Origin of the sequence: Paenibacillus sp. FSL E2-0190 (assembly GCF_037992965.1) — a bacterium.
In the GTDB taxonomy this organism is placed as follows: domain Bacteria; phylum Bacillota; class Bacilli; order Paenibacillales; family Paenibacillaceae; genus Paenibacillus_AQ; species Paenibacillus_AQ odorifer.
On sequence record NZ_CP150306.1, the window covers coordinates 3,375,513 to 3,402,335 of the forward strand.

Genomic DNA, 26,823 nt, shown 5'->3' on the forward strand with positions numbered 1-26,823 from the left:
GAGAAAATGACTTTTTCATTGATGGACCGAATGTTGCCTGCTCCTTTGAACGGAGGGTTCCGCATGGAGGATTGGTGGGTGTGGTGTGGATCAGCTGTGCGTGGCGAGGATGGGCGTTTTCATTTATTTGCATCCCGTTGGCCGAAGTGGCTGCCGATGCATCCGGGATGGTTACTCCGCTCAGAAATTGTCCGCGCATCTGCCGATAACGCGGAAGGACCTTATACGTACGAAGAAACCGTACTACCCGCAAGGGGAGCGGAATACTGGGACGGACGAAGCACCCATAATCCGCATATCCTTCGTTATGGTGATAAGTATCTGTTGTATTATATGGGCTCAACTCATCCATTCGCTGAGCCGCAGCCTAATGAAACAGTGGAACTTGACGACTATCGGGTGATTGCCGCTCGTGCCAACAAACGTGTTGGCTTAGCTATAGCCGACAGTGTATTCGGACCATGGATAAGGATGGACGCACCTATTCTGCCTACACGTCCGGGCAGGTTCGACAGCTTTCTCACATCCAATCCGGCTCCTTGTATCCGCGAAGATGGCTCCTTGCTATTGGTATATAAAGCCCGCAAATACGAGGGCAATTCCTATGGACAGATGACGCTTGGCATTGCCGGTTCATCTAAGGACGAAGGGCCATATAAAGTAATTAACAACGCACCGCTGTTTCCACCAGAGCGGTCTCATATTGAAGATCCATTTATCTGGCGGACCACGGACGGGTACCAAATGATCGCCAAGGATATGGATGGCCGGATATGTGGAGAAAAGCACGGTGGGATATTTGCATCATCTACGGATGGAACCGACTGGCAGCTGGCTGATTCAACGCAATCGTATTCCCGGCGGGTACTCTGGGAGGACGGCACAGAGCAGTGGATGGGAAGCTTTGAACGTCCGTTCCTATTATTTCAAGAAGGGGTCCCTACCCATTTATTCGCTGCAGTAGCAGATGGACCGGGAGGGTTTCGAAATGCGAAGCACACTTGGAATATGGTAATTCCACTACGGACAACGCTTTAAGAAATTAAATTTCATAAATATCATCAGTGTTTACAGGAGGAACTAAAATGAGTGAAGTAATACCAACTCAACAAACTCGCGGACTGGTAATTTCGGAGTCTACTCTGGAATGGGCGGATGGCGCTTGGCAACAAATTGTAAATAAAGTGGAAAAGACTAGTAAGCGAATTGGTGTTAGTTTTCCGCATGCTTCCGTGAGCGGAGTATACGACAACATGCGTCCATCGTGGTGGACAGCAGGGTTCTGGCCGGGTATTTTGTGGCAGATTGCCGCAGAAGGTAATCATCCGGCGCTGCAAGAAATCACCGAGCAAATTGAAGAGAAATTGGATGAACCTCTTTATGCCCTTACCGTACATCATGACGCTGGTTTTATATGGACACTCTCAGCTTTGGCCAATTACCGAGTGACTGGTAATGAACGCTCCAAGCAGCGCGGGTTGATGGCTGCTGCTCAACTGGCCAGCCGCTTTAACCTGAAAGGGTCATTTATCAGAGCCTGGCATGACACGGAGAAGATAAACCGGGCGGGTTGGTCCATCATTGATACTGTAATGAATCTGCCCTTACTATACTGGGCATCGGAAGTTACAGAGGATCCGCGTTACCGGCATATCGCCGCTGCGCATGCGGAAACGGTAGTTGAGCATTTTTTACGTCCGGATGGATCAAGTTATCATATTCTGGAGTTCAACCCGGAATCAGGCGAAAAAATCGGCGCTATGGCCGGCCAAGGTTATGCGGAAGAATCCGCTTGGGCACGGGGCAGCGCATGGATGATTTACGGTCTTACTTTGTCTTTTCACTATACCGGAGAGAATAAGTTTCTAACGGGAGCTAAAAGAGCTGCGCACTTCTTCTTAGCTAATCTTCCGGAGGATCATGTACCTCACTGGGATTTCAGGGCACCTGATGCAGGCGAAAAGCCGCGTGATACCTCTGCTGGTGCATGTGCGGCATGTGGCTTGATTGAGCTGGCAAAGATCGTACCACAGGCGGAAGCCTCTTTTTACCTGCGAGCCGCAGAACAAATCGTTCGCTCACTTTATGAGAATTATGGGACTTGGGACATTCCGGAAGAGGAGGGTTTGATTCTTTCTGGAACATCCAATCTTCCAGGGGGTGTGCACATTGATACGCCACTGATCTATGGCGATTATTTCTTCGTCGAGGCTGTATCTAAACTCCGCGGAGCCGTTCTTCAGTTATGGTAAGGAACGGAAAAACAACAGAAAACCTTCTCGATGATCCGTATAGTATACAGTCGGTCGAAACTCCGATAGATAATGAGCAGGCTCGGCGTATGGAATGGTGGCAGGAAGCCAGGCTCGGCTTGTTTATTCACTGGGGCCCTTATGCCCTGCCTGCGGGTGAATGGAAGGGAAAAGAAATACAAGCTTCTTACAGTGAGCATATTATGCTACGCGCGAAGATCCCAGTGGCTGAATATGAGGAAATGGCCGCAGCGTTCAATCCATCAGCTTTTGATGCAATGAAGTGGGTACGGACTGCCAAGCGTGCTGGCCTAAAATATATCATCTTTACAGCTAAACATCACGACGGCTTCGCGATGTATGACTCAAGTGTATCCGAATATTCGATCGTCAAGCACACCTCATTGGGCCGTGATCCCCTTCGGGAACTAATGGAGGCATGTCGTGCGGAAAAAATGGTACTCGGAATTTACTACTCTCATGCGATGGATTGGCATGATCCAGACTCTCAAGGGAATACCTGGGATTATCCACTGAATATCGGCGCTTACGATGACGTTCAAACGTGGATAAATGATACCGATAAACGAACCCGCTTTGAACGATATTTGCACAGCAAATCAATCCCTCAAGTCCGTGAGCTGCTGACGGACTACGGCAAAGTTGGTTTAATGTGGTTTGATTGCGGAGACAAACTGACCCGTGAGCAAGGAGAAGCGTTTTTGGCGGCGGTTCATGCAATTCAGCCAGAATGTTTGGTCAATAGCAGAGTATGGAAAGCACCACTTGGAGATTATTCAAATACATCTGATAATCAACTTACGACTCGTAACCTTGGTAAGTACTGGGAGAATATTATTACGTTAAACGACTCATGGGGGTATAAGAGATCCGATCACCATTGGAAATCCCCTGTAACTATCATCCGCCAGATCATCGATGTTGTAAGTAAAAATGGAAATCTGGTAATCAATATCGGCCCAACAGCAACAGGGGAATGGGATTCGGTATCCGAATCCATTTTGCTTGATGTAGGAGATTGGTTAAATACCAATGGGGATAGCATTTACGGTGCTGGAGAATCGCCCACAGCCAAACCGTCATGGGGCAGATGCACTCTGAAAGGAAACACATTATATCTGCATGTTTTCGATCTTAAGAAGAGAAATAAGCTAATCGTCCCCGGTCTGAAGACCGCTGTTCAAAAGGTATTTGCTTTAGATGGAGGGGAGGAGCTGATTTTCACAAAGCTATCTGAGCAGGATCTGGAAGTCGAACTCCCCAGCTTACCGAACTTTGCCGAAAATTCTAACAACTTGCCGCTGGTCATCGCAATTGTCTGTGCAGAACCTGTAGAAGGTAATCCAGTCCGATTATTGGACTTTGGAGAAGATACCTTACAAGAATTAGGGGTATTTGAAAGTGAGATCGTTGGTCCAACCCTCCGTTACGATACAGGAAAAAAAGACCATGATAATCTGTTGGACTGGAAGGATAGAGAGGATACCGCAATTTGGCATGTCCGGACATTAGGTCCGGTAAGATTTCAGGTTAGTATCGAATATCGCAGCGAAGAAGGAGAGAATGGTGGTGGCGGAGACTACCTCATCAAGGCAGCGGATCAAATTTTACAAGCTAAAGTTCATTCTACTGATGGGGTTAGTAATTTTCAAAGCTTTCAAGTAGGTGAGCTGTATTTCCCCACGGCAGGAGAATATACGATTCAATTGCAGGCAGAGCGTATTACAGGGGGGTATTTGATGCAGCCTAGATGTTTAAAACTACTGCAACTATGAGATTTTTATATTGAAATAATGCAAAAGAACTCAAATCACTTGGGTTCTTTTTTTTTGTTGATTTAAGGAATGTTGTTGACATATTGCCCTCGGGTAAATATATTGTATATAAGAATAAAAGTTTACCTAGGGAAACAAATTGGATCATAGGAATCATTGTTTCTATTGGGAAATAAATTAACAGGATGAACAGAACAGTGCTACATATGAACTTAACAGAGATAAGGAGTTTTTTTATGATTGAAATCAGAAACCTAAACGTAGATTATTTCGGTAATTCTGCACTAGAAAATGTAAATATTGATATCCCCTTTGGGTATACAATCGGAATTATCGGACCAAATGGTGCGGGAAAATCTACATTCATCAAGTCATTGTTAGAGGTGATAAAGAAGAGAACAGGATCAGTTATGGTGGAGGGAAAAGATGTTTCTGAGTACAAACGGAAGATCGCATATGTGCCGCAAAAGAATGACATTGATCTTTCTTTTCCAATCACGGTAAGGGATACAGTGCTGACTGGAACTTACCCTAATTTGCGAATCTTCCAGCGTCCCGGAAAAACAGAGCGGCAAAGAGTCGAGGAATGTATGGCGATGGTGGATATAAGTGATCTTGCGAATAAACAAATCAGCAATCTGTCCGGGGGACAACTCCAAAGAGTTTTTATCGCCAGGGCACTTGCACAACAAGCAAATGTATTTTTTTTAGATGAACCTTTTGTAGGCATAGATTTAGTCAGTGAGAAAATCATTGTAAAGCTGCTAAAACAACTTCGCGAAGAAGGAAAAACCATACTCATCGTTCATCACGATTTGCATGAGGTCGAAGAATATTTTGACAAAGTCATCATTCTCAATAAGAAATTAATTGCTTTTGGTGACGTTAAAGACACCTTTACGCCAGAGAATATCCTCAGCGCCTATGGTGCCTCCTTAGGTAATCTGGTGATCAAAGGGATGGGGGCGACAGATCATGATTGATTATTTCTCAGGAGTATTAAACATTCCGATATATGCACTTAACGCGGGATTATCTGCTATCATTCTTGGAATTGTATCAGGGGTTTTAGGAAGCTTTATTGTACTTAGAAAGATGTCATTAATGGGAGATGCGTTATCACATGCGGTGTTACCCGGGGTGGCGTTATCTTATATCTTAGGAATCAACATTCTTCTTGGAGCTTCACTATTTGGACTATTAGCAGCGGTTCTCATTCAATTTATTACAAGTCGCAGCAATATTAAAAGTGACACCTCTATCGGCATTATTCTCAGCTCATTTTTTGCGCTAGGTATCGTCCTAATTACTTTTGCCAAAAGCGGGCTTGATCTAACTCACATTCTGTTTGGTAATATTCTGGCCGTCCCACAGTCGGAGTTAATGCAATCCTTTATTATTATGATTGTTGTTATTGCCATCATTTCATTGCTGTATAAAGAGCTTTTAATGAGTTCGTTTGATCCGGTTGTTTCCAAAGCCTATGGGTTAAAAACAGGGTTCTATCATTATTTATTGATGATGCTCCTATCTGTGGTTACCGTATCTTCGTTATCTCAAGTAGGAATTGTGCTTGTGATTGCAATGCTGGTTATACCGGCTGCTACATCCTATCTCTGGACGAATAAGCTGTTCCACATGATTATCCTGGCTTCTACAATCGGCGCTGTATCCGGGATTATAGGTGTAATTGTAAGCTTTAAATTCAATTTACCTACAAGTGCCACTATTGTTCTGGTCGGCGTAAGCATGTTCGGAATTTCATTTATAATCTCACCCAAAAATAATTTTTTCAGGAAAGGGTTGAAACAAGGATGAAGACCATAAAAATACTCTCTTTGACAATGTTTATCGTACTTCTTACCGCATGCTCAAAGATTAGTGAAGGAGATGCAGACCATGATAAGCTGCAGATTGTTGCAACATACTCCATTATCGCTGATATGACCGAAAACATTGTAGGGGAGAAAGCTGAAGTTTACAGTATGGTACCCATCGGAACAGATCCGCATATGTACGATCCATTACCCAAGGATACAAGTAAGGTTTCTAGCGCAGATTTAGTGTTTTATAACGGTTTGAACCTAGAAACAGGTAAGGGGTGGTTTCAAGATCTTCTAGATGTGACTAATAAAAAGGATGTTGCTTTTGCGGTCTCAGATGAAGTATCTCCAATGTACCTAACAGAAAAAGGAAAAGAAACACAGATAGATCCTCATGCCTGGCTGGATATTCAGAATTCAATAAAATATGTAGATATCATCACAAAACGTGTAATCGAAAAGGATCCCGACAACAAAGAATTTTATCTTAATAATCAATCGGAATATGTTAAGAAACTGAATGAATTGGATCAATATGCAAAAGAAGCAGTCGAAAAAATTCCACAAGAGAAACGTATCCTTGTTACCAGCGAAGGAGCATTCAAATATTTTTCCAAAGCTTACGGATTTGAATCAGCTTTTATCTGGGAGATCAATACGGATAGTCAAGGAACGCCTGAACAAATGAAAAACATAATTAAGATCATTGATGAAAATCAAGTGCCTGCATTATTTCTGGAAACTAGCGTAAATCCAAAAACAATGGAAACTATCGCAAATGAAACGGGAGTACCGATACACTCTAAGATTTTCACCGATTCTTTAGCTAAGAAAGGCGAAGAGGGCGACACATACATTAAGATGATCAAATGGAATATTGATAAAGTTATAGAAGGTTTATCACAATCCTAAATGCCGGCTCCAAGCCTATATTAACCGACCTAAGATTCAGTTTTTTAGCTGATGATTATGTCGGTTTTTTATTGAATAAAATCTACATTCGAGCCTCGAAATAATACGTTTACGCCTTGGGATAACCTGCTACAGGAAATATCTTCTTGTCTACTTTTCAAAAAAATCTTGGTAAGGTAGAGGCTAACACTTAATAAGAGGTGAAGAGTTGTCATGATTAAGAAACACTGTTTGTTCTGTGATGAGATTGTTTCCATTGAACCAGAAGGCGATAACGATAGATATATAGGCTGTTCTTGTTCACCAGGCGGGTTTTATAGTCTACGTAGAGACAGCTACGAACCCATTAATTCGCTCCCGCATCAAAAGAAACGCGACATGCTTCATGTAGTATCTGCTTACATACGTGAGCTGACTGATTGTGATGAAAAGATCACTATATCTGCTGATGATTTAGAGTCCATTGTAAATTCACCCAAAATACCTGTGAGCATTGAAGATAAAGGAAACCGTCTACTGCAATATTTATATAGACATTCTGAAGGCCCGGGGGAAGCGGTTGTCATTCAACCCCTCTCTAGCAGCTATAACTTGACGTATTCTCCCAATCTGCAAGAGCTGGTATACATCATAGACAAGTTGATAAGTGATCAGCTTCTGATCAGGGAAGGCATGACCTTTAAGCTTACTGAAACCGGCTGGAATGAAGCTGCGGAAAGCGCTGGAGGTAAAAAACTAAAACCTTGTCTCGTGCTCGTGTCGGATGAAGAAAATTTGTCTACAACATGGTTGGAGAAGTTATTGCCCAAAATAGAGCAGTGTGGTTTCCTGCCGCGCTTATTAACACATACGAAAACTCAAAACGGCGAAAAATACGAGTTGGATCAAATCGCAGAAAGCAAACTGATTATCGCAGATTTAACGGGGCAATCCCCAGAGGTGTATTTTTCAGCGGGATATGCACTTGGTTTAAACATACCCGTATTATGGACCGTAAACAGTATTGAGGTGGATAAACTTTTTGTACAGCTTAAGGATATTCGTCCTATTGTGTGGGATTCAGCGGAAGAGCTAGCAATTATACTGCAGCAGAAGTTGAGTTAACCCGCAAATTTCTTGTCATGACTCGTCAAACGAAGCTGAAATTTAAACAGGTGTCTTCTTAAATGAGGACGCCTGTTTCGTATGTTACTGTAAGAACACTATCAAATTTTCTTAGGAAGTGATATTGTAACCGATATAAAAAAATGAGCAAATGTATGTAAATGTATGCTTCAGTTAATATTAGCTCATATTCATACTCTGGTTAAGAAAGAGGGATACAATTGTTTTCAAAACGGCAAAAAGAAATACTTTTATACTTAATTAATTCCAATCAACCTGTCACAGCTGCATGGATTGCTAAAGAACTGAATGTTAGCGATCGAACGATCCGTAATGATTTGAAAGAGTTACAAAATATATCCGCCATAGTAGGACTAAAAATAGAGTTAATTCGTGGGAAGGGCTTCGTTGTAAGAGTCTTCGATAAAGATATATTTTCTCAAAAATTAAATGAGTTAACTAATGATAAAATCAATCCTTCTACAGTAGACTTTTCTGAACAAGATAATAGGGTTCTTTATTTGTTGAGTCGGTTTTTATTAGAAAATAAGTATATCAAGTTGGCCACTATTGAAGATGAGATGTTTGTATCTAAATCGACAATCCAAAACGATCTAAAAGAAGTGCGTAAGATACTGGAAAAATACAACCTGAATTTAGTTAATCGGCCTCATTATGGCCTGTTTATAGAGGGCGATGAATTTAAGAAACGAATATGTTTGTCTAATTTTTTATACAAAAGAGAAGAAAACTCCGATCCAACTTTCGATAACTTTACTTTGTTTGACAAAGAGGTATACACGAAAATCAAAGAAATAATCATCGGCAAAGTAAATAAATACAAAATTGAGATTTCAGATATTTCCTTGGAAAACCTCGCTATTCACTTAATAATAGCTTGTAAACGTATCGAAGAGGGATTTTTAATCGAACAACCGTCGGTAAATCTTATGGAAGAGTATCCTTTTGAAAAAATTGTTGCCCATGAAATTGTTAAAGACATTGAAGATTTCACAGATCTGCTCTTTTCCGATTCAGAGATTAATTATATTATCATCCATTTGGTTGGAACAAAATTGCTGCCGAAAGAAAATCTAACGGAGTACAGTAAGTTCGATGAAGTGGACTCCATTGTCAGCTGTATTTTAAAAAGTTTACAAACTGAGTTGAATTGGGATTTTGGCCATGACCATGAATTTATTCAAGCCCTGACCCTTCACATTAGGCCTGCGATGAATAGATTAAGATACAACATGAATTTTAGAAATCCTCTGTTAAATGATATTAAGACGAGTTTTCCAGCCGCATTCGAAGGAGCACTTATTGCGAGTAAATGTATTAACTACTATTTGGATTCAGAAGTTGGAGAACATGAGGTTGCTTACATTGCTTTGCACATTGGGGTTGCTTTAGAAAGAATGAAAAATAAAAACAAAAAAATAAAACGAGTTATTCTTGTATGTGCGTCTGGTGTTGGAAGTGCCAAATTACTTTATTACCGATTGATCAATTCATTTGAGAATCTATTGCAGATTGTAGACACAATTAGTTTTTACAAATTAGCAGAAACGGACCTCTCCTCGATTGATTTTATTATCAGTACAGTTCCGATCAATGAAGATATAGGTATTCCCGTCTATGTTGTAAATACCTTTCTAGAAGCTAAAGACCTCAAAAGAATCAAGGACGTCTTACTGTCTTCAGAACAGGTGGCAGAAACTCATTCTTACCTTGACGCATCTAGAGTATTCGTGAAAAAAGAATTTACCACAAAGGAAAGTGTGATTCATTTTTTAAGCAATGAGCTAACAAAACAAGGACTTGTACCAGAGCATTATGAATCCTTAGTAGTTGAAAGAGAGTCCTATGCACCCACTAGTTTTGGAAATCTTGTCGCTGTTCCACATCCTTCAATTCCTGTTACCTCGGAAACCTTTTGGACAATCTGTACGTTAAAACGTCCTATTCGTTGGAATGATAAGCAAATGGTGCAATTAATTTGTTTATTAAACATTAAAGAAGGAAACAATGTCGACCTAGATAAAATGTATAAAAAGCTAGGATCATTGATAGAGGATAAAGAGATTGTTGTGCAGATCCTTGCTAAGGACTCTGTGGAAGAAATTATACAATTACTAAACTAGAGTGAGTGAGAAATTAGGTACTGCCTTACTATTTGCAATGTAACCGTTTCCTGTTGATTTGGAAAAAGGTTAGCTTAAAAAGAAAGCGATTTAAGTTTACACTAAAGGTGTTCAATAAATGATAATTTTAGGGGGAAGTCAATATGAATACAATTATGTTAGTGTGTTCAGCAGGAATGAGTACAAGCCTTTTAGTAACAAAAATGCAGAAGGTTGTTGAAGAAAAAGGGTTGGATGTCGATGTTTTTGCTAAATCAGCATCTGAAATTGATATTACTTTGCAAGAGAAAAAGGTTGATGTCTTATTGTTAGGACCTCAGGTGAAATATATGAAAAAGCAATTAGAAACAAGATTAGCAGATAAAAACATTCCTATAGAAGCTATTGATATGTTGAATTACGGAATGATGAACGGTGAAAAAGTACTTGAACAAGCCTTGCAATTAATTGAAAGTAAATAGAGATAAGAGAGGAGTAGAGAGAAATGGTAGATGAAGTGAAAGAGGAATACTATACTGTGGCTTTTAACATTATCAGTAATGTAGGCGCAGCTAAAAGCTTAGTAATGGAGGCGCTTTACGCAGCCAAAGAGGGAGAATTTAAAGAGGCACAAGAAAAATTAGAAGAATCAAAGCAATTTTTTAGAGAAGGTCATAAAATGCATAAATCATTAATCAAAAGAGAAGCAAATGGCGAACAGCTTCAATTCTCACTGATCCTTATGCATGCGGAAGACCAACTAATGAGTGTAGAGACCATTTCTTTACTTGTTACGGAAATCATTGAACTTTATAAGCTTTCAAAATAGGATCAAAAAGAAGTGGCATCGCAATAAGAAAATACTTCTTCGGGAGCGTGCAAGAAACTATGGATAAAATAACGAAATTTTTAGAAGATAAGGTAATGCCAGTTGCAGGTAAAATCTCTGGTCAGCGGCATTTACAAGCGCTTCGCGATGCAATGGTTTTAACTATCCCGTTTATTATTATCGGTTCCATTTTTTTAATCTTAGCAAACCTGCCAATTCCAGCCTATTTAGATTTCTTGGTCGCCCATCCAAATATCAAAACAGCCTTACTATATCCGTACAATGGTACATTTAACCTTGTCGCATTAGTTGCAACATTTGCCGTGGGATACAGACTAGCAGAGAGCTATAAAGTGGATCCGCTTTCTTCAGGGGCTGTGGCATTATGTTCATATTTTGTAGTCACTCCATCAACTTCTTTCACAGTAGATGATGTTGTCACAAAAGCAATGAACGTGAATTATTTTTCGAGTCAAGGTTTATTTGTAGGATTGTTAACCGCAATCTTCGCAACAGAAATATATCGCAGAATCGTACAAAAAAATATAGTTATTAAAATGCCGGATGGTGTGCCGCCAACAGTTGCTAAATCCTTTACAGCGATTATTCCTGGTTTCTTTGTTATCGTGAGTGTCTGGGGAGTTCGCCTACTTGTTGAGAACTTTACTGGTTTTGATAACGTGCATACCATTGTTGCCAAGCTTCTTCAACAACCATTAACCACTGTTGGAACAAGCTTAGCGGGAACAATTGTTGTGTTCTTGTTAATCAACCTATTATGGGCAATCGGATTACATGGTTCCACCATTGTAGGTTCTGTCATGTTGCCTATCTGGTTGCAATTGACCTCAGAAAATGCTGCAGCCTACGCAGCGGGTTCACCCGTCCATAATATTGTTACAGCAGAATTCAGATATCTTATCTTTATCGGTGGATCTGGTGCAACTCTAGGACTAACGATTGCTATGTTATTCTTTGCGAAGAGCAAACAGCTGAAACAAATGGGTCGATTGACGATTGGACCAGGACTATTTAATATCAATGAGCCGTTAATCTTTGGGATGCCTATCGTATTAAACCCAATGATGTTAATCCCATTTCTTATAACACCGATTGTTACTGTTTTGATAACCTATCTCTCCATGGATTTTGGATTAGTAGCGTTGCCAATAGGTGTACTGCCTCCGGGAACAATGCCATTAATTATCGGCGGATATTTGATGACAGGTAGTATCTCGGGAATGATCTTACAAATTGTACTGTTTGCAGTAGCGTTTATTATTTACTATCCGTTCTTTAGAATAATGGATAATCAAAAATATAAAGAAGAACAAGATGCCCTTATCCAACAGGTTTAATCCATAGCATATGTTTTATTTAACAACAAGGAGGGTTTACACATGTTTGAATTGAAAACGACATTTCCAGAAAACTTTTTATGGGGAGGAGCAGCAGCTGCCAATCAACTAGAAGGAGCAAGTAATGTTGGCGGTAAAGGGCTTTCTCTAGCAGATGTATATATTTTTGACGAAAACACCCCTAAAAAAAACTGGTCTGACCAGTGGCACCTCATGACTCATAAACAAATAGAAGAAGCACAAGATCCCGCAAGTGAAAAGTATTATCCCAAAAGACATGGGGTGGATTTTTATCACCACTATAAAGAAGATATTGCTTTATTGGCCGAAATGGGTTTTAAAGCCTTCCGTATGTCCATTGCTTGGACTCGTATTTTTCCAAATGGGGATGAATTAATCCCTAATGAAGAAGGTCTTGCATTTTATGATCGTGTGTTTGATGAATTGAACAAATATGGAATTGAGCCTATTGTTACTTTATCCCATTATGAAATGCCACTTCATCTAACAACTAAGTATGGAGGTTGGGTGAACCGGAAAGTTATAGATTTCTTTGTTCGCTATGCAACCACTGTAGCTGAAAGATACAAGCATAAAGTGAAATATTGGATGACTTTTAATGAAATTAACTGTGTAGTACACCACCAATATGTAAGTCTAGGGGTTATCGAAGAAAATCATCCGAATATTGAACAAGCAATGTTTCAAGGAGCGCATCATCAATTTGTCGCAAGTGCACTTGCAACCAAAGCCTGTAAAGAAAGTAATCCTCAAGCAATGGTTGGATGTATGGTTAGTTATCAACTTCTTGTTCCTTATAGCTGTGATCCTGACGACGTTCAAGCCACAGTTGATAAACAACGTACCTCTTTATTCTTTACTGATGTACAAGCGAGAGGTTACTATCCGGCTTATACCGCTCGAATGTTTGCAGAAAAAAATATAGTTCTGAAAACAGAGCCCGAGGATGAACAAATCATGAAAGACTATCCAGTGGATTATGTATCGTTTAGCTACTATATGTCTGGTGCAGTCAGTGCACATCCAGAAAAGATAGAAGGCGCAGAAGGGAATTTGCTTACAGGCGGAGTGAAAAATCCTTATTTACCATCGAGTGATTGGGGTTGGCAGATTGATCCTAAGGGTTTACGAACTGCAATAAACCAATTGTATGACCTCTATCAAAAGCCGGTACTTGTTGCAGAGAATGGCCTAGGTGCCTTAGACGTATTACAAGAAGGCGATGTTATAGAGGATGATTACCGAATTGATTATTTAAAAGAACATATTAAGCAAATAAAAGAAGCCATTGCAGATGGTGTAGATGTAATGGGCTACACAAGCTGGGGTTGCATAGATATGGTGAGTGCAGGAACAAATCAAATGTCCAAACGTTATGGTTACATTTATGTGGACCAAGATGATATGGGCAGAGGTACAAAACGTCGTATAAAGAAAAAATCATTTTATTGGTACAAAAATGTTATCGCTACTAATGGAGAACAATTAGATTAATTATTAAAGCGTACAACGAAATGATTTATCTGGAGGCATTATCAAAAGCAGTCCTATGCTGGACTCGCTTTTGGTAATGCTTTTTTTACTGAATTGTTGACATGTGACCATTTGGTGTCTTATAATCGATCAGACACCAAATGGTGTCCTATTAATTAATAATGATGGATACTAGGTGACATTACAGGAAATATTACGGAAAAGGTGGGGGTGGTTGTGAGCGAAAATAGTCAAGTGAGAGATGTTTATGACGCTGTTGCGGATCCAACAAGACGAAAACTTCTTCAAATTCTGGCTGATGTTGATGAATTACCTCTGTATGAGATAACGATTCATTTTGAAATGGGTCGTACAGCCGTTTCGAAGCATTTAAATATACTTAAAGATGCTGGTCTCGTAATTGCTCGAAAGGTTGGCAGAGAGACGAGGTATCGGTTGAATGCCAATCCTTTGAAAGAAATTCAAGATTGGGTATCTTTTTATGAAGGATTCTGGAAACAAAGAATTGATAAATTAAAACTTATATTGGAGGAATAACTATGAAACCAGATGTATCATTAGATTTTCAATTTACAAGTTCGATCGAGAAGGTATGGAATGCTTTAACGGATTCGGATACGCTTGCGAAATGGATCTGGAGTAATGATTTTAAACCCGTCGTTGGTCATAAATTTCAATTCCGTGCTGAGCCAAATGAATGGTGGGATGGAATTGTAGATAGCGAAGTACTCGTCGTGGATGAGCCGCATACGTTATCTTATACTTGGAATAGTGCGGGAGAAAGTACAACTGTTACTTGGACTTTGAGTCAAGATTCAGAGGGGAAGGTTAATCTCCATTTAGATCAATCAGGATTTAGTGAAGAGACGAAAGCCCGCCAAGGAGCCATCGAAGGTGCTAAATATGCTTGGACAAATATGGGTGGTCAGCTCGAAAAGGTATTAGCAGAATTATAATTTCAAGAATAGGGCGCTTTTCTGGAACAAGGAAAGTGCCCTTTTTAATGGAATAAATCATGGCAATACTAGATGAAGAGAATGGAGATGAGATGAGCTTACTATGAAAATAAATCAATTAATTGCGAACAATATTAACAGATTAGAAACGGTACTGCCAGTTGATGAGTCGTTAGGAATTGCTGGTTTGTCTGGATCTGGTAAAACAACTTTTTGTCAAACGATTGGGGAAGAATCAAAAAAACGTCTCGTTTCCTTACTGCCAAAAGCTGAATACCAGTATTTATTCCCCAATATTATGGAGACTAATTTCAGTGCGATCAAAATGGAAGCAATGCCACTTGTTCTTTTTCTTGGTAGATCATCCATATCTTCAAATCCTCGGTCAACCATTGGCACACATACAGGTGTGTTTACTGAAATCCGTGTCACTCTTGCTGAGCAATATAATCTCTCTCCAGAGGTTTTTTCATTTAATAATGAATTGGGTTGGTGTCCTGATTGTAAGGGTCGTGGAACTACAAAAAATGTCGAGTGTAAAAAGTGTCAGGGGAAACGCTATAATCAAGCAGCTGAACAATATAAAATTGAATTATTGGATCAAGCAAAGAGTATTTCTGATCTAAACGACTTAAGTATAGAGACCATTTTATCACAGGCAGATATTCTAAAAATAAGTGAAGGTAAACAACAAATTCTGAAAAATATAATCAATATGAATATTGGTTATTTAACATTAAATCGTATTATGGGTACATTATCAGGCGGAGAATTAACACGACTTTACTTGGCAGAATTCATGGCAACAAGTGAAAATACCGTGATTATCATTGATGAAATCTCCGTGGGTCTCGATCACCAAACCCTATTGAAGATTTTAGCGGAGATTAAACAGTTGGGATATAAAAATCAAATTTGGCTCATTGACCATTCTGACACCGTGCTGGACACAGCGGATAAACACTTGTTCTTTGGACCTGGCAGTGGCAAATATGGCGGGAAAATTGTTGAAGAATCACCACGTCCTGAGCCCATCAATAGAGAACTAAATCAGGCAGCACCTGCAGAATATTATCAATTTCATGATCTTTATTGTCGTAATATTCAAATGGCCCAAATTCAGATTCCTCAAAATAGACTGGTAACTTTTACAGGTGAGTCCGGATGTGGTAAATCTACACTGGTTAATGAATGTATGGTCAAAGATTTTCTAAAGCGTTATTCCAAAGATAAGCTGGTGATCGTAGGGCAAGATCGAAATCAGTCGATTACCAGTCGCTCGACCGTTGCCACTTTTCTTGATATTAAAAGGAAACTCACAAAGTACAGTGAGGATATTGATGATATTTTTGAGCGCTCGATTGAAGATATTATTGTTGAACTGCCAAATGAGGACATTGCTCATAAAAGACTAAGCTTATTGATCAAGCTTGGACTTGGTTATTTGACGTTGGAGCGAAAAACACAGTCCTTATCCACGGGTGAATTTCAATGTGTCCATTTAGTTTCTGAGCTGTTTGCGGGCTCAAGAAATCCACATACACTTTTTATTTTTGACGAGCCTTCCAAAGGTTTATCACAAAATATTTTAAATCAATTCATTGACAGCATTAGGGACATTCTGCAGGATGAATCTGTCTCCATAATCATGATTGAACATAATTCTTATATGTTAGAGAACTCTGATTTTATCGTTGATTTTGGCAAAAGACAGCTTGCACCTGTGGAGCATCTTGATGTTCTCAGTCATGATGATTATTATCGTCAACAAAATCCTGCTGATAGTTTGGCACCTGCGCACATTTCTTCAACACTCCAGCTACAAAATGGAATTGACTATTTAAAAGAAAGTCAGATCCCCTATTTTAAAAATGCAGAGAACATCTATAAAGGTGGCATCTTAAAAAGCTTATCCTCCATGGCTCGCCTGATTTATGGTGAATATGAATCGGATACGATTGCGCCTGTCATCGCCATTGATCTGGAACGACACTTGTATAGTCAGTTTACTTTCCTTTATGAAATGGGTGGCTTGATCAACCATATTGTGGCAGCGCATCCCACTAATAAAGATACAAAAAGCTTTGATTTCTATCAATCAGACAATCATTGTCCAAGCTGTAAGGGCCGCCGTGTGATTGAAGAATTTGACTTTGATATTGTTCTTCAGGACAAGAACGTACCCTTTTGGGACGGTTCATTACATCCAGATGCGATGGAGATTCTGAAATTCTATCAATTACCAAAAATAAAATTCATCTTTGATGAGTTAAAGAATGAGCTCGGACAGGATATTAGCAAAAGTTATAATGAGATGACAGAAGCTGAAAAACACACCTTTTTATACGGGTATTGGGAAAAGTCCTTCTATGATAAAGCAGCTAAAGCCTCGAGAACTTGGGATGGCTTTAATACCATTATCGGGAACTATATGGTTATCTCGAAATCGATTATTAAAGAGCATATTAAAGCATCCAAAAAAATGATTACCTGTCCAATTTGTCAAGGAACGGTATTAAATCATCATAAAAAGCTTAAATACGGCGACACTGATATTCGTGAGATTATTGGGATGCCCCTTGATCAAGTTATTAGTACTGTTGGCGAATTACAGGTACTAGAAAAAATGAAAGCCATCGTGGGCGGCGATATGGTTTTGACAGAAGAGGTCTCTCTATTACCTAGGGAAACACAAGTCGCTCTAAAAATGCTTGAACTAGAGTTAGGAAGTTTTGCGCAATATGAAATGGTGTTACAAAATGCCCTGCCATTCTGGGACAGCATTAGCGGCAGTATCGAAACCATCAGCATGAAAAACCGGATTACGATCTGTGATTTTGCCAATATCCACGAAACAAGAGAAAATATCATAGATAAGTATTTCACTAATGGAAAATATAAAAAGCTGACTTATGTCTATGAAGCGTTTGGTTACAAAAAAATCGTCACCTTAATTAATAAGGTTAAAGCAAGCCATCCCTGTCCATTCTGTAAAGGAAAAAAAGTTATCTCGGAAGATGGACTTCATGATGGTGTATATAAATTAACTATTCCCTGTGTGAGTTGTTATGCGAGTGGAATCAATGATGAAGGACGTAAGGAAGTCGTTGAAGGTATAGATGTTCAAACTTGGCTAACGGGTAAAGTAAGTGACGTTATTTCTGAAAGCTTAAATATTGAAGCTGTTGCTGATATTCCAATTTTCAATCGTATTCGTGAGTTGAATAAACAAGAGATGATGGCAGTTTACCAATTTCTTGAGCAATAAAGTTTAGTTTTCTTAAAAAGACGATATAGAAAAGAAACGCATCGAGTCTATAGACTCGATGCGTTTTTTTATAATTGATTATAAAGCTCACCATCAACAGGTTCTAACCATTCTGTTTCTCCGGGTGAAATGGCTAAGTGGACAAACCAACTGTCTTTTGTAGCACCATGCCAATGTTTTACGTTCGCTGGAATATTCACAACATCCCCGCTTTGGAGGAATTGAGCGGGTTTGCCTTCTTCTTGATACCAACCCTCACCACCGGTAACTAATAATACTTGTCCGATTTTATGGAAGTGCCAGTTATTGCGAGCTCCCGGGGCAAAGGTTACGTTCCCAATAGGCGCATTCAAAGGTGTCGCATCAGTATAAATCATCTGCAAGTATGCATCACCTATAAAATTAGCTTCAACCTTTTGTCCGAGTGGAAAGATAGTACTGTTGCTTAGTTGCTCATTAGCCATAATAAAAACCTCTTTCGTTTAATTTTTATAAATTTCTTTAGCAATATTAAATGCCGACCATGCTTTAGGCCACCCTACATAAAACGAAAGGTGCGTGATGATTTCCGCTACTTCATCTTTTGTGACTCCGTTTGCCTTTGCTTTATGCAGATGTGGAGTTAATTGTTCAAAGTTTCCTCCTGATATTAATGCTGAAACTGTAATCATGCTGCGGTCACGTGCAGATAATTCTTTCTCTCTTGACCACACTTCACCGAATAAGATATCATCGTTCAGTTCAGCAAATTTCGGAGCGAATTCTCCTAACAAGTCTCGTCCTGCTGTTTGTTTTTCAGCCATATAAGAACATCCCTTTCATCGATGATTAACTGCTTCAAAATGAAGTATAGACCTTAAAGTACACTTTAAGGCAAGCCATAAAAATGGATTCATACTCCGACATTTGGTTTTTTATTAATTTAAGTATATCCTTTGAATAGAAACAAAATTAGAAATGGAGGTGGGGATCATGCCTTATTCCATTGGAGAATTTGCAGAAATCGTCGGTGTTAACAAGAGCACACTCAGATATTATGAATTGGAAGGCTTACTTACTCCACATCGAAGTGACAATAATTTACGTGAATATACAGATCAGGATATAGGTTGGGTTCAATTTTTGCTTCATTTAAAAGATTCAGGAATGACGATGGCAGAATTGAAGCAATATACCGAGTGGCGGGCTATGGGGGACGAGACAATTCCTGAACGGAAAAATTTACTTGAACAGCGTAAGCAACAAGTGGAACAAGAAATTAAGGCATTGCAACAAAACTTGGATATACTGAACCGTAAAATTGTATTTTATAATGATCAACTAACGGGGAATAAATACGAATTCGTCCTTTATCACAATGAAAAGATACCACATCAAGAAGAAAAAGTAGATTCCTAACAAGTTAAGAGGCAGATGAACAACTTTTGATTATCAAAGGTTGTTCATCTGCCTCTTCTAATTTCAAAACTTGAAATCGAAGATGAGAGTCTATTTGTGTAATCATATTGCATGATCCGGTCGAGATATTACATTCTCATTTATCCGTTTATTAATTATATTGAAGCTGTATTCGTTTAAAAAAACCAGAGTAAAGGAGAAATTACTTTTGAGAAGAGAACTGAGGAAGGTTTTGTCTTTTTTGTTGGTTTTAGTGACAGTGGTTGGCACAGGGATTAGCTTTGACGGCAATATTGTAAACGCTTTCGGTCCTAATGTCTTATATGTACCACCAGCAGATTCACCATCCTATGGGGCTTTATCACCTAGGGCAATCCAGCTTAAATATAGTGGCATCAACAATAATAAAATGTATGCTACATTTGAACAAACCTCTAATACCACCCCTGTTTTCCCTATTTATGAAAGCGTTGACAATGGTGTCACTTGGAATCAGGTTGGAGAAGTGGAGGATACTCAAAACGGTTGGGGAATGTTAAATTGCCCTGAATTGTTTGAACTCCCCCAATCTATAGGTAACATGCCTGCAGGTACTATGCTTCTTGCAGGAAATTCTGTGCCAAGCAACAAAGCAGCTACCAAGTTGGAATTATATAAAAGCAATGATTTAGGTAGAATATGGACATATGTAAGCACCATTGCTGAAGGTGGACGAAACGATATTGGTTACGATCCCATTTGGGAGCCTTTCTTTTTGGTTCACAACAACAAACTCATTGTTTATTATTCAGATGAACGTGATCCTGCCCATGCCCAGAAGTTAGTTCATCAGACTACGTTGGAGGGTACGAACTGGGGACCTGTGGTAGTTGATGTGGCATTTGCAGACAGTAAATTACGTCCAGGAATGCCTACAATCGCTAAGCTGGGCAATGGTAATTACGCAATGACCTATGAGATGGTCGGATACCCGGGCGTGCCCAATTATTTGAAAATTTCAGCAGATCCTGAGAGCTGGAATCTAACTGAAGTAGGATCTCTTGTAGGGTACGGAGGAAGTCCCTATATTTCTGCTTTGGGAGATGGGAGACTCGTATTAAACGTTGCAGGAAAAAAAGAAGTGCTGATCAACTCTTCTAGAGTGGATGCATCCGGAAGCTGGGTTCCATATAATCCGCCCGTAGATGCAGGGTATAACCGCCAACTACTGCCGCTTAGCAATGGCCGCTTATTTATCCCTCAAGCCGGATTTTTTAGTGGGAAAAACACGGTGAAATATGGCGATATGTCCGTAGGTTACTACAAATTAATTAATGTGAAGAGTGGGAAGGCTTTAGGTGTATTGGAAGGTGGAACTGCGAATGGCAATCCGCTCGTCCAATGGAGCAGCGGGACTAATTCTTTGGATCAATATTGGCTCATTTCCACAGCGGAAAGTGGTTATGCTCCTAACGGTTACAAATCCATTGTGAATGCAAAGAGTGGAAAGGTCGCCGGAATATTAGAAGGATCAACAACAGAAGGAGCTAAAGCCGTATTATGGACTGAAAACCATTCCGATGACCAGCAGTGGACTTTACAAGCCTCTGGTAACTACTACAAGATTGTTAACCGTAACAGTGGTCAGACGTTAGGTATAGCGCAGGGTTCTACTGAAGAGGGTACCCAAGTTATACAGCAGACTGATGCAGGCAGCACTGATCAGCTGTGGGAGTTAGTTCCAGATGAAGGACATATTATGGTGGACAGTTATCGATTAGTTAATGAGAACAGTGGTAAAGTGTTGGGTATCTATCAAGGTTCGATGGCGGATGGAGGGAAGGCGGTTCAGTGGACCAGCGGAATTTCTTCCCATGACCAAAATTGGTTTGTAGTCAGCACAGCTGATGGCTATACGAAGCTGGTCAATACTAATAGTCGTAAAAACCTGGGCATTTTAGGAGGTTCATTAGCTAACGGTGCTCAAAGTGTACAATGGAATGATAACGGATCGAATGACCAGCAGTGGACTTTGGAGTCCTCAGGTGATTTTTACAATATTATTAATCGTAATAGTGGAAAAGCTCTGGCAGTAGATCAGGGTTCGACGACAGAGGGAGCAAATATTATTCAAACAAATAATACAGGTTCTGCTGGCCAGCACTGGAAACTAGTCTCGAATAGATAATTTATGTAACCAAAAGTCATCGACCTTAAATTAAGGGGGATGACTTTTTGTCGATATAAGCTTTGAATGACTAAATCGTCACCTTCAGTGTCACGGGAATGTCACTTTGGAGAGATATACTATTTCCATCGACATATGGAGGGAATTGTGAAGTTATTATGGGAGTGAAATTACGAAAGATTCTTATTATAGGAACTATTTTGTATACACTGTTGATCTTATATTTTTTGTTTTTTGCTTTCAATAGAGTAGAGCATGCAACAAGCCAGTATGAATATACGTTTATGTTGATTCCAGAAAGTGTTCCGCTTCTTTTTCCTGATCTCTTTGACCTATCCTTTTCTTGGGTTTATGACTTTGGGAACATCGCTGCTTTTATTCCTTTTGGCGTATTATTCCCTTTGCTGTATCGTACACATTTTAAGAAGTTTATTTGTTTGTTTATCTTAACAATTTTTATGCTGGAAAGTCTTCAAGCTTTAACTTTTTTGGGTTCCTTTGATGTAGCCGATGTCATCTCCAATACGTTAGGGGCAATGATCGGATTTTGTGCATATAAGATTGGATTTTCCCCGGAAATCACCAGGAGATCACTTTTTACTTCGGCATTATCTGTTGTTGTGCTATTGGTTGGAATCATGGGAATCTCTGAGATCATTGATTTAACTCTGAAGAAAAGTGAAAGACCTGTGCAGGGATTACAAACGTTGGAAAAGCTTACGGGAAGCATGCCTATCACGCATAATCTTCCCAGTTTCACTATCGCAGGTGAAAATATAATACCAAAAATGAATTTGTACAGCAGTGAAGGTGAAGAAATTAAAAAATACACCTATACTTTGGGTGATAAAAAAGAGGTATGGTTATATTTCAGCTTTGGATTCCCGCAAAATGAAAATTCTAGCAGTGAACTAATGATTATAGCTGATGGTAACATGATCCTTCAATCCAGTGAACAATATAGTTCCCAAGCTGAACTCAACAATACGGCATTAGTTACCGTAAAAGAAATAACCTTTATCCTTAAAGGGAATGTGAAGTTATGGGATGTAGGATTTAGTGAAATGAAGCATTGGTGGGAATGAGAAACTAACCCTTCGTTAATTTTATTAACGGAGGGTTTCTTTTGCTGATCGCCTCATATACATATTCCGATATACAGCCGGGGTGAGGTTCTCGTATTTTTTGAAGGTTTTAATGAAATAGCCCGTGTCGCAAAAGCCCAAATCATCACTGACTTGATTGATCGGGGAATCCGTGGATTCCAGCAGTTGCTTAGCCCATTCAATCTTGAGTCTGGCAATGAAGATGGAGAAATTCTCTCCAGTTTCTTTAGTGAAAATACGGCTGAAATAACTGGGGCTGATATGACAAAGCTTAGCCATCTCTTTGAGGCTGAAATTCTCATTTTTGTGAGCATAAATGTAATTAAAAGCAGGCTGAAGCACAGAATTTACTGAGACGAACTTTTGTACACCATTCTTTAATTTGGTCTCGATCAAGGCCCCGGATAACTCCTGCTGTATGGATTGGATTTTTCGATACGTACGGTCTGACTCGTCCATTGCTTCAGCAGAAGCGGGTTCTTCTATATTGGTGGTCAGAACCTTTTTGTACAAATCCACAGTAGTATGCTTTTGAATGGCTTCCTCCACGATATAGGTACTTAACTGCAGCAGCAGCTCAACACACTTTGTTACTTCATCGTAGGATAAAACAGGCAGTGCCTGGTAATCCTCTTTGAGTGCTTTAAATTTCATGTTCGTCTCCACATTCGGAGGGCGAGAGACAATTTGCTCCAGTTGTGGCACGTCAGGTTCACGAAGCTTGAGCTGTCCGGCCATAATTGCACCTAGATATTGATTATCTATAATGATCGGAATCGCGATATCTATAATATTGAAATGACATAAATAAATAAACGGTTTGTTCTGGCGAACCGCTTCAATCCCAGCGCGGGCATCACATTTTTGACAATATTGAGAGAGATGGGAGTCCTGGCGCACACCTTGACAGAATGGCTGGCAATAGCTGTGCTTGGTCACGGGAACACCCTTGTAATCAACAGTAAGAATAGCCATTTTGGTTACAAGAGATAAGGAATCCTGGAGCTTTTCCCATTTCTTCAAATCAATAATTTCTTCTAGATTGAACCGGGATTTTGACATCACAAAATTCTCCTATGTAAGTTATAGAATCTTAATGAACATTATACAGAATAATTCAACACAATGACATGAAAGTTCGATTTTTCACGATTATGACAAAAAAATACGATAAGAAAACGCTTTAATAAGCTTTTATTGTTTCATGTTTCTTAAATTAGAGCAATCTATAATGATAACTATAAACAACTGAGGAGGAACGAAAAATGAGAAGAGCATTTATCAGTCCGACGAAATATGTACAAGGTGAGAATGAATTATTGAACTTAGGTTACTTCGTAAAAACATTTGGTGATTCTGCTTTGTTAATTGCCCATCCAGATGATGTAACACGTGTGAAAGACAAACTGGAGTCAACTAAACAGAAATTTAATATAACTCTTGTTGAAAGCGGCTTCCACGGGGAATGCTCAAGACAAGAAGTCGCCAGATTACAAGCGCTAGCCAAAGAACATCAATGTTCATGTACGATTGGCTTGGGTGGAGGTAAGGCGATTGATACGGCAAAATGTGTAGCTGAAGGAGAAGCGCTGATTATCGTTCCAACGATAGCAGCAACTGATGCTCCGACAAGCCACTCAGCGGTGCTCTATACACCGGAAGGTGAATTCGATGATTATGCTTATTTCAAGCAAAGCCCGAGTGTAGTCATGATTGATACAACAGTTATTGCCAATGCACCTACAAGATTTCTTGTGGCAGGTATGGGAGATGCACTTTCAACCTATTTTGAAGCAAGAGCTACTGCAAATTCTTACTCCAATGTGAATGCAGGTTTACCTTGCGGAGTTCGAGAAGGGGTTTGCGGTGAAGCTAAAGGAACAGTAACAGCGTTGGGACTTGCGAAGCTCTGCTATGAGACATTGCTTGAGAATGGATTCAAGGCGAAGCAAGCTTGCGATCTGAATATCGTAACCCCAGCTTTGGAGAATATAATTGAGACGAATATTCTTTTATCGGGTCTTGGGTTTGAAAGTGGTGGTTTGGCAGCGATTCATGCGATTCATAATGGGTTAACTGCTTTGGAAGGAACTCATCATTATTATCATGGTGAAAAGGTTGCCTTCAGCACGATTGCTCAATTGGTTCTTGAAAATGCAGACCGGACTGAATTAAAAGAAGTGTTGGACTTCTGTCTTTCGATTGGCCTCCCAGTATGCTTAGCGGATATTGGTGTTGAGCATGTAACCTATGAGGAACTGCTTGAGGTTGCTAAAAAAGCTTGCATTGCTGAGGAATCTATCCATTCGATGCCGTTCCCAATTACGGAGGATGCGGTTGCATCAGCAATTATGGCAGCCGATCAATTAGGCCGTCAATATAAATCAAGTAAGGAGCTTTAAGATGAAAAAAATAATAAACAAGCCGGAGACTCTGGTTAGGGAAATGTGTAACGGGCTTGTCTTGGCGCATCCCGAGCTGGATTTCGATCCTAAATTCAAAGTGATTTCTAAGAAAGAGATCAATCAAGATAAAGTTACCCTGATCAGTGGTGGCGGAAGCGGGCATGAGCCGGCTCATGCCGGGTTTGTAGGAACCGGGATGCTGGATGCAGCTGTATGCGGTGATGTGTTTGCTTCTCCATCCCAAATACAGGTTTATCAAGCGATTCGCCGCACTGCCAGCACCAAAGGTTCGCTGCTTATTATCAAGAATTATAGCGGTGACATCATGAACTTTAAAAATGCGGCCCATCTAGCAACTGAAGACGGCATCGAAGTGGATTATGTCAAAGTAGACGACGACATTGCCGTTGAAGACAGCCTTTATACAGTAGGGAGAAGAGGCGTAGCCGGAACAGTGCTTGTTCATAAGGTAGCCGGAGCAGCAGCAGAAGCTGGATTATCCTTAGCGGAGGTGAAAGAAGCGGCGCAACATGCAATTGATCATGTGCGCAGCATAGGCTTCGCCTATACCTCTTGTACCGTGCCTGCCAAAGGTACTCCGACATTTCATATTGAAGAGAACGAGATGGAATACGGGGTTGGCATCCATGGAGAACCTGGAATACGCAGGGAGAAAATTGTACCCGCAGATGAATTAGCACAGCGAATGGTTACCTCTTTGCTAGACAACTTCCAAATGAATGATCAGAAGCAGGAGGAAGTAGCCGTATTAATTAATGGTTTTGGCGGCACCCCGCTGCAAGAGTTATATTTGCTGAACAATTCTGTCATCCGCGAATTAACCGCTAAGAATAAGCAAGTGTTTAAAGTGTTTGTTGGTAACTACATGACCAGCATTGACATGGCAGGTGCATCGGTGACGATAATGAAGCTGGATGAGACACTGAAGAAATGGTTATCTGCGCCTTGTGATACACCAGCCTTGTCGATTAAAGGCCCTTTTGAGCCTGTGAACTATACTGAAGTAATCCAAGAAGAGAAAGCAGACAGCAATGTATCCTTTAAGAATAATACGGATGCTGCTGCAGCGGTGATTAAGAACAATCGGTTTACTTTGCAAAATATCGTCTATCTGCTCGATCAAATGAGCCAGGTTATTATCGAGAATGAAGTTCCGTTCTGTGAGCTTGACTCCCACGCTGGAGACGGCGATTTCGGGATGAGTGTAGCTAAGGGCTTTAAACAGCTGAAAGTCGAGTGGGAAGATATTTTAGCTCATCATTTCACTAATATCGGTGAGTTCCTTGACGCCTGCTCCATGGTCATTATGGAATATTGCGGTGGAGCATCCGGACCGATCTGGGGATCAGGCTTCCGCGCAGCGAGTAAAAATGTTCAGCAGAAGGAAGAGCTGACCATTCAGGAGTTTGCTGATATGATGCAGGCTGTTGTCAAAGGGATTCAAGATACGGGTGAAAGATCTTTTGGCAGAGGGGCTGTCGTCGGAGACAAGACATTGATTGATGCGCTTGTACCGTTCGCAGATGCCTGGACCCAAAGTGCAGAACAAGGCGACGATATCAAAGTGGCGGCAAATAAAGCAGCGGAAGCAGCTGTCCAAGGTTCTAAAAATACTATAGAAATCGTTGCCCGTATGGGAAGAGCCGGCACAGTGGGGGAACGCAGCATCGGTTATCCAGATGCGGGTGCTCATGCGCTTGGGGTTATTTTCACAGAGCTGGCAAAAGCAATGAAATAAACAAGATTAACTGGCGTATCACCTAAAATTTAGAAAAAACGTACTGCATTAG

Annotated in this window: 23 protein-coding genes; 20 read left to right on the forward strand and 3 right to left on the reverse strand. The window is 40.1% G+C overall.

Features of this window, described 5'->3' with window-relative positions; translation table 11 throughout:
- Nucleotides 1–6: 6 nt before the first annotated feature.
- From NST25_RS14750 to NST25_RS14820, 15 genes are all read left to right on the forward strand, one after another.
- Entirely contained in the window at nt 7–1,038 is a 1,032-nt protein-coding gene (locus tag NST25_RS14750; RefSeq protein WP_340394309.1) for a glycoside hydrolase family protein, read from the forward strand.
- 47 nt (nt 1,039–1,085) lie between these two features.
- Nucleotides 1,086–2,252: a glycoside hydrolase family 88 protein gene (locus NST25_RS14755; RefSeq protein ID WP_076125641.1), complete on the forward strand. Its 1,167-nt coding sequence runs from the start codon at nt 1,086–1,088 to the stop codon at nt 2,250–2,252.
- Complete coding sequence (locus NST25_RS14760; protein WP_340394310.1) at nt 2,246–4,048, forward strand: alpha-L-fucosidase; 1,803 nt, start codon at nt 2,246–2,248, stop codon at nt 4,046–4,048. The genes NST25_RS14755 and NST25_RS14760 overlap by 7 nt, the downstream gene beginning before the upstream one ends.
- 239 nt (nt 4,049–4,287) lie before the next feature.
- A complete protein-coding gene (locus tag NST25_RS14765) occupies nt 4,288–5,031 on the forward strand; it encodes a metal ABC transporter ATP-binding protein (RefSeq protein WP_303047199.1) in 744 nt (247 codons plus the stop codon).
- Nucleotides 5,024–5,866, forward strand: a complete 843-nt coding sequence (locus tag NST25_RS14770; RefSeq protein WP_036677866.1) for a metal ABC transporter permease — start codon at nt 5,024–5,026, stop codon at nt 5,864–5,866. Before NST25_RS14765 ends, NST25_RS14770 begins: the two co-directional genes overlap by 8 nt.
- Nucleotides 5,863–6,783 (forward strand): zinc ABC transporter substrate-binding protein, encoded by a 921-nt coding sequence (locus NST25_RS14775; protein WP_076306448.1) that lies wholly within the window; start codon nt 5,863–5,865, stop codon nt 6,781–6,783. Before NST25_RS14770 ends, NST25_RS14775 begins: the two co-directional genes overlap by 4 nt.
- Before the next feature lie 213 nt (nt 6,784–6,996).
- Nucleotides 6,997–7,887, forward strand: coding sequence for a hypothetical protein (locus NST25_RS14780; RefSeq protein ID WP_339191071.1), 891 nt, complete (start codon nt 6,997–6,999; stop codon nt 7,885–7,887).
- Nucleotides 7,888–8,108: 221 nt separating this feature from the next.
- The gene (locus NST25_RS14785; protein WP_339191072.1) at nt 8,109–10,031 is read left to right on the forward strand and encodes a BglG family transcription antiterminator; all 1,923 of its coding nucleotides are present in this window, start codon (nt 8,109–8,111) and stop codon (nt 10,029–10,031) included.
- Nucleotides 10,032–10,174: 143 nt separating this feature from the next.
- Nucleotides 10,175–10,492 (forward strand): PTS sugar transporter subunit IIB, encoded by a 318-nt coding sequence (locus NST25_RS14790; RefSeq protein ID WP_036677859.1) that lies wholly within the window; start codon nt 10,175–10,177, stop codon nt 10,490–10,492.
- 23 nt (nt 10,493–10,515) lie between these two features.
- The gene (locus NST25_RS14795) at nt 10,516–10,839 is read left to right on the forward strand and encodes a PTS lactose/cellobiose transporter subunit IIA (RefSeq protein WP_051490993.1); all 324 of its coding nucleotides are present in this window, start codon (nt 10,516–10,518) and stop codon (nt 10,837–10,839) included.
- 59 nt (nt 10,840–10,898) lie between these two features.
- Nucleotides 10,899–12,197: a PTS cellobiose transporter subunit IIC gene (celB, locus tag NST25_RS14800; protein ID WP_038571015.1), complete on the forward strand. Its 1,299-nt coding sequence runs from the start codon at nt 10,899–10,901 to the stop codon at nt 12,195–12,197.
- A 42-nt stretch (nt 12,198–12,239) separates the two neighbouring features.
- Nucleotides 12,240–13,712 carry a 6-phospho-beta-glucosidase gene (ascB, locus tag NST25_RS14805; RefSeq protein ID WP_076278465.1) on the forward strand — a complete coding sequence of 491 codons (1,473 nt, stop codon included), beginning with the start codon at nt 12,240–12,242 and terminating at the stop codon, nt 13,710–13,712.
- Between the two features lie 216 nt (nt 13,713–13,928).
- Complete coding sequence (locus tag NST25_RS14810) at nt 13,929–14,249, forward strand: metalloregulator ArsR/SmtB family transcription factor (protein ID WP_339191074.1); 321 nt, start codon at nt 13,929–13,931, stop codon at nt 14,247–14,249.
- Between the two features lie 2 nt (nt 14,250–14,251).
- Nucleotides 14,252–14,668 carry an SRPBCC domain-containing protein gene (locus NST25_RS14815; protein ID WP_076125634.1) on the forward strand — a complete coding sequence of 139 codons (417 nt, stop codon included), beginning with the start codon at nt 14,252–14,254 and terminating at the stop codon, nt 14,666–14,668.
- Nucleotides 14,669–14,771: 103 nt separating this feature from the next.
- Nucleotides 14,772–17,936 carry an ATP-binding cassette domain-containing protein gene (locus NST25_RS14820; protein ID WP_076280640.1) on the forward strand — a complete coding sequence of 1,055 codons (3,165 nt, stop codon included), beginning with the start codon at nt 14,772–14,774 and terminating at the stop codon, nt 17,934–17,936.
- A gap of 68 nt (nt 17,937–18,004) precedes the next feature.
- Here the strand turns inward: NST25_RS14820 and NST25_RS14825 are convergent, their stop codons facing one another.
- Together NST25_RS14825 and NST25_RS14830 are read right to left on the reverse strand one after the other, a co-directional pair.
- Entirely contained in the window at nt 18,005–18,400 is a 396-nt protein-coding gene (locus NST25_RS14825; RefSeq protein WP_076217591.1) for a cupin domain-containing protein, read from the reverse strand.
- An 18-nt stretch (nt 18,401–18,418) separates the two neighbouring features.
- Nucleotides 18,419–18,739, reverse strand: a complete 321-nt coding sequence (locus NST25_RS14830) for a carboxymuconolactone decarboxylase family protein (RefSeq protein ID WP_076276521.1) — start codon at nt 18,737–18,739, stop codon at nt 18,419–18,421.
- Between the two features lie 169 nt (nt 18,740–18,908).
- Between NST25_RS14830 and NST25_RS14835 the strand changes: the two genes are divergently transcribed.
- The 3 genes from NST25_RS14835 to NST25_RS14845 all read left to right on the forward strand — a co-directional run bounded on the left by NST25_RS14835 (nt 18,909) and on the right by NST25_RS14845 (nt 22,586).
- On the forward strand, nt 18,909–19,334 hold the full coding sequence (locus tag NST25_RS14835) for a MerR family transcriptional regulator (RefSeq protein ID WP_076276522.1): 426 nt from the start codon (nt 18,909–18,911) through the stop codon (nt 19,332–19,334).
- 208 nt (nt 19,335–19,542) lie between these two features.
- Nucleotides 19,543–21,501, forward strand: a complete 1,959-nt coding sequence (locus NST25_RS14840; RefSeq protein WP_076280639.1) for an RICIN domain-containing protein — start codon at nt 19,543–19,545, stop codon at nt 21,499–21,501.
- A gap of 158 nt (nt 21,502–21,659) precedes the next feature.
- Nucleotides 21,660–22,586, forward strand: a complete 927-nt coding sequence (locus tag NST25_RS14845; RefSeq protein WP_076280638.1) for a VanZ family protein — start codon at nt 21,660–21,662, stop codon at nt 22,584–22,586.
- A gap of 24 nt (nt 22,587–22,610) precedes the next feature.
- Here the strand turns inward: NST25_RS14845 and NST25_RS14850 are convergent, their stop codons facing one another.
- Complete coding sequence (locus NST25_RS14850; RefSeq protein WP_076217596.1) at nt 22,611–23,669, reverse strand: PocR ligand-binding domain-containing protein; 1,059 nt, start codon at nt 23,667–23,669, stop codon at nt 22,611–22,613.
- A 203-nt stretch (nt 23,670–23,872) separates the two neighbouring features.
- On the opposite strand from NST25_RS14850, the gene NST25_RS14855 reads away from it, so the two are divergent.
- On the forward strand, nt 23,873–25,009 hold the full coding sequence (locus NST25_RS14855; protein WP_076280637.1) for a glycerol dehydrogenase: 1,137 nt from the start codon (nt 23,873–23,875) through the stop codon (nt 25,007–25,009).
- Between the two features lies 1 nt (nt 25,010).
- Nucleotides 25,011–26,771 carry a dihydroxyacetone kinase subunit DhaK gene (dhaK, locus tag NST25_RS14860; protein WP_339191078.1) on the forward strand — a complete coding sequence of 587 codons (1,761 nt, stop codon included), beginning with the start codon at nt 25,011–25,013 and terminating at the stop codon, nt 26,769–26,771.
- The last annotated feature ends 52 nt before the right edge of the window (nt 26,772–26,823 follow it).